The sequence below is a fragment of the Bradyrhizobium cosmicum genome, from assembly GCF_007290395.2.
Lineage (GTDB): Bacteria > Pseudomonadota > Alphaproteobacteria > Rhizobiales > Xanthobacteraceae > Bradyrhizobium > Bradyrhizobium cosmicum.
Genome location: NZ_CP041656.2, coordinates 5,277,910 through 5,290,582, shown reverse-complemented (window position 1 = coordinate 5,290,582; position 12,673 = coordinate 5,277,910). Strand labels below are relative to the sequence as shown.

Genomic DNA, 12,673 nt, shown 5'->3' with positions numbered 1-12,673 from the left:
TCTTCGGGCTTTACCGCATCCGTCAATCGCTTCATTCGATCAACCGAAATTCAGTAACAGAGGACTTTGCCATGACGATCTCTCGCCGCGACGTGCTGCTTGGTGCGACAGCTACGGCTGCGCTAATGCCGCTTGCTGCACGCGCCCAGACCTCGGAAGTCGTGATCGGCGTCATCTATCCGTTCTCCGGCGGCAGCGCCCAGCAGGGCGTCGACGCGCAGAAGGCCTATGAGACCGCGCTCGAGGTCATCAACAAGGACACCGATTTCGACCTGCCGCTGGCGAAGGGCGAGGGCCTGCCGGGCCTCGGCGGCGCAAAAATCCGTCTCGTGTTCGCCGACCACCAGGCCGATCCGCAGAAAGGCCGCGCCGAAGCCGAGCGCCTGATCACGCAGGAGAAGGTCTCCGCCATCATCGGCACCTATCAGAGCGCGGTTGCCGTCACCGTCAGCCAGATCTGCGAGCGCTACCAGATTCCGTTCGTCTCGGCCGACAACTCCTCGCCGAGCCTGCATCGCCGCGGTCTCAAATATTACTTCCGCGCCGCCCCGCATGACGAGATGTACTCGGCCGCCATGTTCGACTTCTTCGACGCCATGAAGAAGAAGGGCACCAAGATCGAGACGCTGTCGCTGTTCCACGAAGACACCATCTTCGGCACCGACTCCGGCAACGCCCAGGCCAAGATCGCCGGCGAGCGCGGCTACAAGATCGTCACCGACATCAAGTACCGCGCCAACTCGCCCTCGCTCTCGGCCGAGGTGCAGCAGCTCAAGACCGCGAATGCCGACGTGCTGATGCCCTCGAGCTACACCACCGACGGCATCCTGCTGGTCAAGACCATGGCCGAGCTCGGCTACAAGCCGAACGCGATCGTGGCGCAGGATGCCGGCTTCTCCGAGAAGGCGCTCTATGACGCCGTCGGCGACAAGCTCGAAGGCGTGATCTCGCGCGGCACCTTCTCGCTCGACCTCGCGCAGAAGCGCCCGATGGTCGGCAAGATCAACGAGATGTTCAAGGCGCGTTCGGGCAAGGACTTCAACGACCTCACCTCGCGCCAGTTCATGGGCCTGATCATCCTCGCCGACGCGATCAACCGCGCCAAGTCGGCCGAGGGCGAGAAGATCCGCGACGCGCTGGCCGCGACCGACATCCCGGGCGAGCAGACCATCATGCCCTGGAAGCGCGTCAAGTTCGACGAGACCGGGCAGAACAACGACGCCGATCCGGTGCTGCTGCAATATATCGGCGGCAAGTTCGTCACCATCTTCCCGCCGCAGGCCGCGATCGCCGAAGCGACCTGGCCGATGAAGTAAAGGGCTGCGGGAGCAGGGAAGCAAATCGAGATCGTCGCGCGAGCCTCGTCATTGCGAGGAGCGAAGCGACGAAGCAATCCAGGCTGTCTCCCCGGTGAGATTCTGGATTGCTTCGCTTCGCTCGCAATGACGAAGCAAACGGTGACGTTTCGAACGGGGGACTAGAGTTGACAGCCCAAGCCATTATCCAAAGTCTCGCGAGCGGCCTGCTGATGGGCCTGCTCTACGGACTGATTGCCGTCGGCCTCGCGCTAATCTTCGGCCTGATGGACGTCACGAACTTCGCCCATGGCGAATTCCTGATGATCGCGATGTACCTGTCCTTCTTCCTGTTCGCGTTCTTTGCGATCGACCCGTTGCTGTCGGCGCCATTGGTCGCCGCGGCCATGTTCGTATTCGGAGCGGTGGTCTACCTGCTCGTCGTACGCTTCGCCATGCGGGCCAAGGCCAATGCCGGCATGGTGCAGATCTTCACCACTTTCGGCCTTGCCATCCTCATGCGCGGCCTCGCGCAGTTTTTCTTCACGCCGGACTATCGCAGCATTCCGCAGTCCTGGGCCGGTGGCAAGACCGTCTCGGTCGCCGGCATCTTTCTGCCGGAGCCGCAACTGATCGGTGCGGCCGTCTCGATCGCGGCCTTTGCCGGCCTCTATTTCTTCATCCACCGCACCGATTTCGGCCGCGCGCTGGAAGCGACCCGCGAGGATCCCGGTGCGGTCGCGCTGGTTGGCATCGACAAGAACCGCGTCTTCGCGTTCGGTTGGGGCCTCGGCGCCGCGCTGGTCGGCCTCGCCGGCGCGATCATGGCGGTGTTCTTCTACATCTATCCCGACGTTGGCGCGTCCTTTGCCCTGATCGCCTATGTCACGGTGGCGCTCGGCGGCTTCGGCAGCGTGTTCGGCGCCTTCGCCGGCGGCATCATCGTCGGCCTCGTGGAAGCGACCACCGCCTTGTTGCTGCCGCCCTCGCTGAAATCGGTCGGCATCTACGCGGTCTATCTGCTCGTCGTCTTCATCCGGCCGCGTGGCCTGTTCGGGTCGATGTGATGGACAAGACTTTTACCGCGCGGCGCCGCCGCGACCTCATCATCGCCGCGGCGCTGGCCGGGCTCGCAGCGCTCGCGCCGCTGTTTATCAAGGATGTCTACGTCCAGAACATCATGATCCTGACCTTGATGTACGCGGCGCTGTCGCAGAGCTGGAACATCCTCTCCGGCTATTGCGGTCAGATCTCGCTGGGGCACGCGCTCTATTTTGGCATCGGCGCCTACACCACCGAACTGCTGTTCACCAAGTTCGGCGTGCTGCCCTGGTTCGGCATGCTGGCCGGTGGCATGATCGCCGCGATCATCGCCATGGGGCTCGGCTATCCCTTCTTCCGCCTGCGCGGCCATTACTTCGTGATCGCGACCATCGTCATCGCCGAGATCGGGCTGCTGCTGTTCCAGAATTGGGAATGGGCGGGGGCTGCCATGGGAATCACCGTTCCCGTGCGTGGCGATAGCTGGCTGAAATTCCAGTTCATGCGCAGCAAGCTGCCGTACTTCTATTTCGCGCTGGTGCTGTGCAGCCTCGCCTGGTTCGTCACCTGGTGGCTCGAAGATTCCAAATGGGGCTTCTGGTGGCGTGCCGTGAAGGACAATCCGGAAGCGGCCGAGAGCCTCGGCGTCGTCGTGTTCAACTCCAAGATGGGTGCAGCCGCCGTCTCCGCCTTTCTTGTTGCCGTCGGCGGTGCGTTCTATGCGCAGTTTCTCGCCTATATCGATCCCGAGAGCGTGATGGGTTTCCAGTTCTCGCTGCTGATGGCGCTGCCGGCGGTGCTCGGTGGTATCGGCACCCTCTGGGGCCCCGTGCTTGGCGCGGTCATCCTGATCCCGATGACGGAGCTGACGCGCTCCTATATCGGCGGCTCCGGCCGCGGCGTCGACCTCATCGTCTATGGTGCATTGATCGTGGCGATCTCGCTGGCCCTGCCGCAAGGCCTGGTGAGCCTGTTCTCCCGTTCGAAAGCAAAAGGAGCCACGCGATGACCGCGCTCCTTGAAACCCGCGGTGTCTGGCAGCGGTTTGGTGGTCTCGTCGCCAACAGCGATGTCTCGATCTCGGTCGGCCGCGGCGAGATCGTCGGCCTGATCGGCCCGAACGGTGCCGGCAAATCGACGCTGTTCAATCTCATCGCCGGCGTGCTGCCGCCGACCCAGGGCTCGATCTGGTTCGACGGCGAGGATGTCACGGCCTTGCCGGCGGCGGAGCGCTGCCAGCGCGGCGTCGGTCGCACCTTCCAGGTGGTCAAGAGCTTCGAGACCATGACGGTCATCGACAACGTCATCGTCGGTGCGCTCGTGCGCAACACGGTGATGCGCGAGGCGCGTCGCAAGGCGCACGAGGTTCTGGAGTTCACCGGCCTTGCCGCGCGTGCCGACGTGCTCGCGAGCGACCTCGTGCCGGCGGAGAAGCGCCGCCTCGAAGTCGCGCGTGCGCTCGCAACCGAACCGAAACTGCTGCTGCTCGACGAGGTCCTCACCGGCCTTACGCCGACGGAAGCGCAGACAGGCGTGGCACTGGTGCGGAAAGTGCGCGATACCGGCATTACCGTGCTGATGGTCGAGCATGTCATGGAGATCGTGATGCCGCTGGTCGACCGCGCCATCGTTCTCGACCTCGGCAAGGTGCTGGTCGAGGGCAAACCCGCCGATGTCGTCCGCGATCCCAAGGTGATCAGCGCATATCTGGGAGATCGTCATGCTGTCAGTGCATGAAGTCACGACCGCCTATCAGGGCCTGGTCGCGATCTCCGCGGTCTCGATCGAGGTCCAGAAGGGCGAAATCGTTTGCGTGGCCGGCGCCAACGGCGCGGGCAAGTCGACGCTGCTCAAATCCATCGCCGGCGCCGAGCGCCCGCGCTCGGGCACCGTGACCTTCGACGGCAAGCGCCTCGACGGCATGGCGCAGCATCACATCACCGCCACCGGCATCGCCTATGTGCCGGAGAACCGCCGCCTGTTCCCGCGCCTGTCGGTGCGCGACAACCTTCGGCTCGGCAGTTATCTCTACCGCGGTGAGGCGGATCGCGAGAGCCCGCTTGATCTCGTCTTCACGCTGTTCCCGCGCCTCTCCGAGCGTCTCGACCAGCGCGCCGAAACGCTCTCCGGCGGCGAGCAGCAGATGCTCGCGATCGGCCGCGCGCTAATGACGCGCCCGCGGCTCCTGATGCTGGACGAGCCGTCGCAGGGCATCATGCCCAAGCTGGTCGACGAGATCTTCCAGGCGGTTCTGCGCATCCGCGACGCCGGCATGACCGTGCTGATCGTCGAGCAGCGCATGGCCGAGTGCCTCGAAATCGCCGACCGCGCCTACATCCTGCAGACCGGCCGCGTGCTGATGCAGGGCCCGGCGGCCGAGATCAGGGGCAATCCCGACGTGCGCAAGGCGTATCTGGGGCTGTAGGGCGCATTGGTCGCTCCGTCATTGCGAGCGCAGCGAAGCAATCCAGAGTCTTTCCGCGGAGGGATTCTGGATTGCTTCGCTGCGCTCGCAATGACGAGGTGAGAGCCGGGTTCAATGCTCGTGCCCATGCTCCGGCAACGTCACCGCGAACACCTTCACCAGATCCTTCACCTGCTCCGGTGACAGATAGCGCGGGTTCATCCCGCGCAGCAGCAGATACAGCTTCGCCGTCTCCTCCAGCTCCTCGGTCGCGAATACCGCGGCCTCCAGCGTGTCGCCGGCGACGACCGGGCCGTGATTGGCGAGCAGCACGGATGAATATTTGCCCGCCAATCCCTTGATCGCGTCCGCGACCGCGGGATCGCCGGGGCGGTAATAGGGCACGAGCGCGGTGGCGCCGCACTTCATCAGATAATAGGCGGTCATCGGCGGCAGTGCGGCGCGCGGATCGATCTCGGGCAGCATCGAAAGCGCGACCGAATGGGTGGAGTGCAGATGCACGATCGCGCATGCGCTTTCGCGCGTATCGTAGAGGGCCGTGTGCAGCGGAACTTCCTTGGTCGGCGCGTCGCCCGAGAGGAGGCGACCCCGCCCGTCCAGCCGCGACAGCCGCGCCGGGTCGAGGAAACCGAGCGAGGCGTTGGTGGGGGTGACCAGCCACCCGCCATCGTGCATCTTGACGCTGATATTGCCGGAGGAGCCCGGCGTCAGCCCGCGCTCGAACAGGGACCGTCCGAAGCGGCAGATATCCTCGCGCAGCTGCGTCTCGTTGCTCATGGCCGCCATGCCTGCTTGTCTCACGCTTTGGCAGCGCGGCCAAGCCGTGTTATTCGAGCTGAGAGCCGCCGCAAAGGCAGGCCGTCCGGGAAACGTTCGCAAGGGTTAGTTGCATGGCCGCCTTCACCTCACAGAAACAGCGCATCGCGGTCATCGGGCTCGGCTCGATGGGGTTTGGCATGGCGACCTCGCTGAAGCGCGCCGGCCATGCCGTGACCGGCTGCGATGTCTCGACTGACGCCGTGGCGCGCTTCGTGAAGGATGGCGGTGCGGGCGCGAAGACGCCGGCTGAAGCGGCCAAGGACGCCGACATCGTCGTCAGCGTTGTCGTCAATGCGGCGCAGACCGAGACGATCCTGTTCGGCAAGGATGGCGTCGCCGAGACCCTGCCGAAGGACAGCGTTTTCATGTCGTCCGCGACCATGGACCCGGATGTGGCGCGGCGTCTGGCCAAGCAGTTGGAAGCGACCGGCCGTCATTATCTGGATGCGCCGATTTCCGGCGGCGCTCAGCGCGCAGCCGAGGGCGAGCTGACGATTCTGGCGTCCGGCAGCGCGGCGGCCTTTGCCAAGGCGAGGCCGGCGCTCGATGCCATGGCGGCAAAGCTCTACGAGCTTGGCGATGCCGCAGGGCAGGGCGCGGCCTTCAAGATGATCAATCAGCTCCTCGCCGGCGTGCACATCGCCGCCGCCAGCGAAGCGATCGCGTTTGCCGCAAAGCAGGGCCTCGACATCCGCAAGGTCTACGAGGTGATCACGGCCTCCGCTGGCAATTCCTGGATGTTCGAGAACCGCATGCCGCATGTGCTCGATGGCGATTACACGCCGCGCAGTGCGGTCGAGATCTTCGTGAAGGACCTCGGCATCATCCAGGACATGGCGCGCAGCGCGCGATTCCCGGTGCCGGTCTCCGCCGCCGCTCTCCAGATGTTCCTGATGACATCCGCCGCCGGCATGGGGCGCGACGACGACGCTTCGGTGGCGCGGATGTACGCGCAGGTCACCGGCGTGAAGCTCCCGGGCGACAAGTAAGGAAGAGGATTCCAATGCCCCGTTTTGCCGCCAATCTCTCGATGATGTTCACCGAGGTGCCCTTCCTCGACCGCTTCGACGCCGCCGCACAAGCGGGTTTCACCGCGGTCGAATTCCTCTTCCCCTATGAGCATCCGGCCGACGCGGTCGGCGAGCGGCTAAAGCGCAACGGCCTGACGCAGGCGCTGTTCAACCTGCCGCCGGGCGACTGGAATGCCGGGGAGAAAGGCTTTGCGTCGTTGCCGGCGCGGTTCTCCGACCTCAAGGCGAGCTTGGAGACGGCGCTGCCTTACGCCAAGGCGACCGGCGTGAAGCGGCTGCACCTGATGGCCGGCATCGCCAATCGCGGCGAGCGGGTCGCGATCGAGGCATTTTACAAATCGGTGGCCTGGGCCGCGGAATTCTTCGCACCGCACGGCATCGACATCGTGCTCGAGCCGATCAATGCGCGCAACGTGCCCGGCTACTTCCTCAACGATTTCGGCTTCGCGCGCGACCTGATTCAGGAGTTGCGGCTGCCGAACCTGAAGCTGCAGTTCGACATCTATCACTGCCAGATCATCCATGGCGACGTCACCATGCGCCTGCGCGAGATGATGCCGATCATCGGTCACATCCAGATCGCCAGTATTCCCTCACGCAACGAGCCCGATGGCGAGGAGCTGAACTATCCGTTCCTGTTCGCCGAGCTTGATCGGCTCGGCTATGCCGGTTTCGTCGGCTGCGAATACAATCCGCGCGGCAAGACCACCGAAGGCCTCGCCTGGTTCAAACCCTATGCGGGAGTGAAGCCGTGACGCTCGCATTGGGCTGCATCGCCGACGACTACACCGGCGCCTCCGATCTCGCCAACACGCTGACGCGCGCGGGCCTGCGCACGGTGCAGACCATCGGCGTGCCAGCGGATGATCTCGCGCTGCCCGAGGTCGACGCCGTCGTCGTGTCGCTGAAGAGCCGCTCGATCGAGGCGGGGCTTGCCGTAGCGCGCTCGCGCGCGGCGGAGAAATGGCTGCGTGGCCGCGGCGCAAGCCATGTGATGTTCAAGATCTGCTCGACCTTCGATTCCACCGACGCCGGCAACATCGGCCCGGTCATGGACGCCCTGCGCGCCGATTGCGGCGAGGCCATCGTCCTGGTGACGCCGGCCTTCCCGGAGACCGGCCGCACCGTCTATCAGGGCAATCTCTTCGTCGGCGCCGTGCCGCTGAACGAGAGTCCGCTGAAGGACCACCCGCTCAACCCGATGCGTGATTCCAACCTGGTGCGGGTACTGGCGCGCCAGAGCAAGACGCAGGTTGGTCTGGTCGATCTGCCGACCGTCACGCGCGGCGCGGAAGCCGTGCGGGCGCGGCTGGCTGACCTCGCGGGCAAGGGCATCGGCGCCGCCATCATCGACGCGGTGTTCGACCGCGACCTCGAAACCGTCGGTCTTGTTGCGGCCCGGCATCGGCTGTCGGTCGGCGCCTCCGGCATGGGGCTTGGCCTCGCGCGCGCGCTGGTATCGACCGGCAAGGTCCGGTCGGCTGCGGCGAGCAATGGACAGGGCACCGCGGTCGGCGGTGCGGCGGCGTGCCTTGCCGGAAGCTGCTCGCAGGCGACGTTGCAGCAGATCGCCAGGGCTGAATCCGTCATGCCGGTGCTCCGTCTTGACCCGAACCGTGTTCTTACGGACAAGTGCGAAGTGGAGCGCGCGCTGGCCTGGGCGAGGCCCCGACTCGCTGAAGGCCCGGTGCTGATCGCGTCGAGCTCGACGCCGGATCAGGTCGCCGCACTGCAGGCGCGTCACGGCCGCGACGCGGCCGGTCACGCGATCGAGCAGGCGATGGCGGACATTGCGGAAAACCTAGTGAAATCAGGCGTCCGGCGCCTGATTGTCGCTGGCGGCGAGACCTCCGGCGCGGTCGTCGACCGCCTCGGGATTCCCGGTTTTCTGGTCGGTGCGGAGATCGCCGCCGGCGTCCCGGTGCTGCGCGCCGTCGGTGCCGAAGCAGGCGACATGCTGCTCGCGTTGAAGTCCGGAAACTTCGGCGGCCCCGAGTTTTTCGCCGATGCGCTTGGGCTCATGCGCTGAGCGCGGGGCGTTTTTAGTCCCTCATTCATTTTTTTAAGGTTCCGTACTCGTACGGAGTCGTAGTTAACAACTGCTCAGTCGCTTTGTTGTTGGATATCGGCGCCGCGCCTTTTGGTTGATTCCGATTTGAGCCGCGCGCCTGCGCCAACGCAAAGAGACCCAATATTATGCTCGCCACCATCTCCATCCGCGCCAAGATCATCAGTGTCGTGGCGTTTCTGCTGGTCGCCATGACCGGCATGGGCCTGCTCGCCGTCATGAAGATGCGGACGATCAACGCCAGCACCGTCGACCTCTCCACCAACTGGATGCCCAGCGTCCGCACGATTGGCGACCTGCGCGCCAGCGTCATCACCTACCGCAACGTGGTCCGCCAGCACATGCTCGCCGAGACCCTCGAGGACAAGCTCGCGACGGAAAAGACTGCGGCGACCGTGATCGATGCGCTCGCCAAGACTCGCACGAAATACGAGGCGATGATCACCTCGCCGGAGGAGCGGAAGCTTTACAACGATTGGTCGAAGCTCTGGGAAGACTACAAGAAGGGCACCGAAGAGGTGTTCGCGCTGTCCCGCAAGGAGGTCGGCAAGGTCCCGCACGACGCGCAGGAGCTGAACTCCAAGACGGTCAACAAGATCGGTCTTGCGGCGGATGAGGTCCTGACCAAGGACATTGAGCTCAACGCCAAGGGCGGTGATCAGGCCGCCGTCGATGCCGCCGATACCTTCTACTACGCCTTCATGCTGGTCGCGATCATCCTCGGTGCTGCGGTCATTGCCGGCCTCGGCGTCGGCTTCTATCTCGTCCAGGACGTCTCGCGCGGCATCAACTCCATCATCGAGCCGATGCAGGCGCTGGGCCGCGGCGATCTCTCCGCAGAGGTCCCACACCGCGGCGAGAAGACCGAAATCGGGGCGATGGCCGACGTGCTCCAGGTCTTCAAGGAGGCGCTGATCGCCAAGAAGGCCGCTGACGAGGCTGCCGCGGCCGATGCCGAAGCCAAGATCGAGCGCGGCCGCCGCGTCGACAACATCACCCGCGAGTTCGAATCGATGATCGGCGAGATCGTCCAGACCGTGTCGTCGGCCTCGACCCAGTTAGAGGCCTCCGCCTCGACGCTGACCTCGACCGCCGACCGTTCGCAGCGGCTGGCGACCACGGTTGCCGGCGCTTCGGAGGAAGCCTCGACCAACGTGCAGTCGGTGGCTTCGGCGACGGAGGAGATGGCCTCGTCGGTTGGCGAGATCAGCCGTCAGGTGCAGGAATCGGCGCGGATGGCGGGCGATGCCGTCAGCCAGGCCCGGACCACCACCGAGCGCGTCAGCGAGTTGTCCAAGGCAGCCGCGCGCATCGGCGACGTCGTCGAGCTGATCAACACCATTGCCGGCCAGACCAACCTGCTGGCGCTGAATGCCACCATCGAGGCGGCGCGCGCCGGTGAAGCCGGCCGCGGTTTCGCGGTGGTCGCTTCCGAGGTGAAGGCGCTCGCCGAGCAGACGGCGAAAGCGACCGGCGAGATCGGCCAGCAGATCTCCGGCATCCAGGCGGCGACCAACGACTCGGTCGGCGCCATCAAGGAGATCTCCTCCACCATCGAGCGCCTGTCGGAAATCTCCTCGGCCATCGCGGCCGCGGTGGAAGAGCAGGGCGCCGCGACCCAGGAAATCTCCCGCAACGTGCAGCAGGCGGCCCAGGGCACCCAGCAGGTCTCCTCCAACATCACCGACGTGCAGCGCGGCGCGACCGAGACCGGCACGGCCTCTTCGCAGGTGCTGTCGGCGGCGCAGATGCTGTCGAACGACTCGACCCGGCTGAAGACCGAGGTCAGCAAGTTCCTGACCAACGTCCGCGCGGCCTGATCTCGGATACACTTAATACTTTACGAGAGCGGCGCCCTTTGCGCCGCTCTCTGCGTTTTGCAGCACGCATATGATTCCGACGTCCCGCCTGCTCGCTGCCATTTTCCGACATGCCGGTAAAAATGCGGGGCTCTATCATCCGTTACTTCAGTAGTAGTGCGGAGTGCCGTTACACATTCAATCATGAGCCGATTGTATGAAGATGGAGCCGAATTCAGCATGCGACCGGGCAAGCTGTTCAAATTGATGGGCATCCGTGCGCCGGTCATTTCTGGGGAAATAGATGTCTTGGATCAATAATATTCGCGTCTCTGCCAAAATTTCTGCGGTGTTCGCCGCGATCTGTCTCGTCGTCGCCATCAGCACAGGGGCGATCTACAATTCGCTGAGCGTGATGAACTCGACGGCGAAGATGACGGTTCATACCTACCAGGTGCTGGAGCAGCTTAACGAGGTCGTCAGCGCCATGGTCAATTCCGAAACCGGCGTGCGCGGCTACCTTGTCTCGGCGGATACCGGCTTTCTCGCTCCCTACGAGGCAGGCCAGAAGCAGTTTCAGGCGGCAACGGCCAAGGTCGGCAGCCTGACTTCCGACAACGCGGCTCAGCAGAAGCGCCTCGAACGTGTCAAAGCGCTCGCGAGCGACTGGATGACCAATGTCGCACAGCGCGAAATCGCGCTGATGAAGGAGCCCGCAACTCAGGCGAAGGCGCGTGAGCTCGAGGCATCCGGCGCCGGCAAGAAGTCCATGGACGGCCTCCGTGCCGTGGTGCAGGAGATGGATGCTGAAGAGCGTTCTCTGCTCACGGTCCGTGCCGTGGCCTCCGACGCCGCGTCCGCAAACGCGACCATCGCGATGGCGGTCGGCGGCATCGTCACGCTGTTGCTCTCGCTGCTGGGTGCTTTTGGCGTCGCAGTTGTGGTCACCCGCCCGATCCAGCGGATCACCACTGAGATGGGCGTCCTCGCCAAGGGTGATACGTCGGTGGCAATATCGGGCACCGAGCGCAAGGACGAGATCGGCCAGATGGCCGGGGCAGTCCAGGTGTTCAAGACCAACGCGATCGAGGTCGAGCGGCTGAAGGCTGAACAGGTTGCAGTCGAACGCCGCAACGCCGAACAGCGCAAGGCCGACATGACCAGGCTCGCCAACGACTTCGAAAGCGCGGTTGGGGAGATTATCCAGACCGTGTCGTCGGCCTCGACCCAGCTCGAGTCCTCCGCCTCGACGCTGACGTCGACCGCGGACCGCTCCCAGCAGATGGCGACCACGGTTGCCGCGGCTTCGGAAGAAGCCTCCACCAACGTCCAGTCGGTGGCTTCGGCGACCGAGGAGATGGCCTCGTCGGTCGGCGAGATCAGCCGTCAGGTGCAGGAATCGGCGCGGATGGCGGGCGATGCCGTCAGCCAGGCCCGGACCACCACCGAGCGCGTCAGCGAGCTGTCCAAGGCAGCCGCGCGCATCGGCGACGTCGTCGAGCTGATCAACACCATTGCCGGCCAGACCAACCTGCTGGCGCTGAATGCCACCATCGAGGCGGCGCGCGCCGGTGAAGCCGGCCGCGGTTTCGCGGTGGTCGCTTCCGAGGTGAAGGCGCTCGCCGAGCAGACGGCGAAAGCGACCGGCGAGATCGGCCAGCAGATCTCCGGCATCCAGGCGGCGACCAACGACTCGGTCGGCGCGATCAAGGAGATCTCATCGACCATCGAGCGTCTGTCGGAAATCTCTTCGGCCATCGCGGCCGCGGTGGAAGAGCAGGGCGCCGCGACCCAGGAGATCTCCCGCAACGTGCAGCAGGCGGCCCAGGGCACCCAGCAGGTCTCCTCCAACATCACCGACGTGCAGCGCGGCGCGACCGAGACCGGCACGGCCTCCTCGCAGGTGCTGTCGGCGGCGCAGATGCTGTCGAACGACTCGACCCGGCTGAAGACCGAGGTCAGCAGGTTCCTGACCAACGTTCGCGCGGCGTAAGCTCCGCAACCAACTGTCGATCCGATAACGAGCGGCGCCGAATGCGCCGCTCGTTTTGTTTTGCCGTATCGCGATCGGTCCGGTGAACCAGTTGGTAAGCCTATCGTTCAACCGCAGGGCGAACTGGCGGGGTTCCACCACGTTCCTTGACGTAGGACAATTTCCCGTCGCCGACCTCGGATATTCCTTTTCGCCTGCCGCT

11 protein-coding genes are annotated in these 12,673 nt (G+C 64.8%); 10 read left to right on the top strand and 1 reads right to left on the bottom strand.

Annotation, left to right across the window (positions count from 1 at the left end; all coding sequences use genetic code 11):
- The first annotated feature begins 71 nt into the window (after positions 1-71).
- From FNV92_RS25420 to FNV92_RS25400, 5 genes are all read left to right on the top strand, one after another.
- On the top strand, positions 72-1,316 hold the full coding sequence (locus FNV92_RS25420) for an ABC transporter substrate-binding protein (RefSeq protein WP_015687563.1): 1,245 nt from the start codon (positions 72-74) through the stop codon (positions 1,314-1,316).
- Between the two features lie 212 nt (positions 1,317-1,528).
- Positions 1,529-2,362: a branched-chain amino acid ABC transporter permease gene (locus tag FNV92_RS25415; RefSeq protein WP_240536203.1), complete on the top strand. Its 834-nt coding sequence runs from the start codon at positions 1,529-1,531 to the stop codon at positions 2,360-2,362.
- The gene (locus FNV92_RS25410) at positions 2,362-3,345 is read left to right on the top strand and encodes a branched-chain amino acid ABC transporter permease (RefSeq protein WP_143844068.1); all 984 of its coding nucleotides are present in this window, start codon (positions 2,362-2,364) and stop codon (positions 3,343-3,345) included. The genes FNV92_RS25415 and FNV92_RS25410 overlap by 1 nt, the downstream gene beginning before the upstream one ends.
- Positions 3,342-4,073: an ABC transporter ATP-binding protein gene (locus tag FNV92_RS25405; protein ID WP_015687560.1), complete on the top strand. Its 732-nt coding sequence runs from the start codon at positions 3,342-3,344 to the stop codon at positions 4,071-4,073. The genes FNV92_RS25410 and FNV92_RS25405 overlap by 4 nt, the downstream gene beginning before the upstream one ends.
- Complete coding sequence (locus tag FNV92_RS25400) at positions 4,057-4,761, top strand: ABC transporter ATP-binding protein (RefSeq protein ID WP_143844069.1); 705 nt, start codon at positions 4,057-4,059, stop codon at positions 4,759-4,761. The genes FNV92_RS25405 and FNV92_RS25400 overlap by 17 nt, the downstream gene beginning before the upstream one ends.
- 111 nt (positions 4,762-4,872) lie before the next feature.
- Here the strand turns inward: FNV92_RS25400 and otnC are convergent, their stop codons facing one another.
- Positions 4,873-5,538: a 3-oxo-tetronate 4-phosphate decarboxylase gene (otnC, locus tag FNV92_RS25395; RefSeq protein ID WP_416377734.1), complete on the bottom strand. Its 666-nt coding sequence runs from the start codon at positions 5,536-5,538 to the stop codon at positions 4,873-4,875.
- 113 nt (positions 5,539-5,651) lie between these two features.
- On the opposite strand from otnC, the gene ltnD reads away from it, so the two are divergent.
- The 5 genes from ltnD (at position 5,652) to FNV92_RS25370 (ending at position 12,471) form a co-directional block, all read left to right on the top strand.
- Positions 5,652-6,569, top strand: a complete 918-nt coding sequence (gene ltnD / locus FNV92_RS25390; RefSeq protein ID WP_015687557.1) for an L-threonate dehydrogenase — start codon at positions 5,652-5,654, stop codon at positions 6,567-6,569.
- A 14-nt stretch (positions 6,570-6,583) separates the two neighbouring features.
- Complete coding sequence (gene otnI / locus FNV92_RS25385; RefSeq protein ID WP_143844071.1) at positions 6,584-7,366, top strand: 2-oxo-tetronate isomerase; 783 nt, start codon at positions 6,584-6,586, stop codon at positions 7,364-7,366.
- Positions 7,363-8,640, top strand: coding sequence for a 3-oxo-tetronate kinase (gene otnK / locus FNV92_RS25380; protein WP_143844072.1), 1,278 nt, complete (start codon positions 7,363-7,365; stop codon positions 8,638-8,640). The genes otnI and otnK overlap by 4 nt, the downstream gene beginning before the upstream one ends.
- 167 nt (positions 8,641-8,807) lie before the next feature.
- Positions 8,808-10,499 carry a methyl-accepting chemotaxis protein gene (locus tag FNV92_RS25375; protein ID WP_015687553.1) on the top strand — a complete coding sequence of 564 codons (1,692 nt, stop codon included), beginning with the start codon at positions 8,808-8,810 and terminating at the stop codon, positions 10,497-10,499.
- A 283-nt stretch (positions 10,500-10,782) separates the two neighbouring features.
- On the top strand, positions 10,783-12,471 hold the full coding sequence (locus FNV92_RS25370; RefSeq protein ID WP_186355478.1) for a methyl-accepting chemotaxis protein: 1,689 nt from the start codon (positions 10,783-10,785) through the stop codon (positions 12,469-12,471).
- The last annotated feature ends 202 nt before the right edge of the window (positions 12,472-12,673 follow it).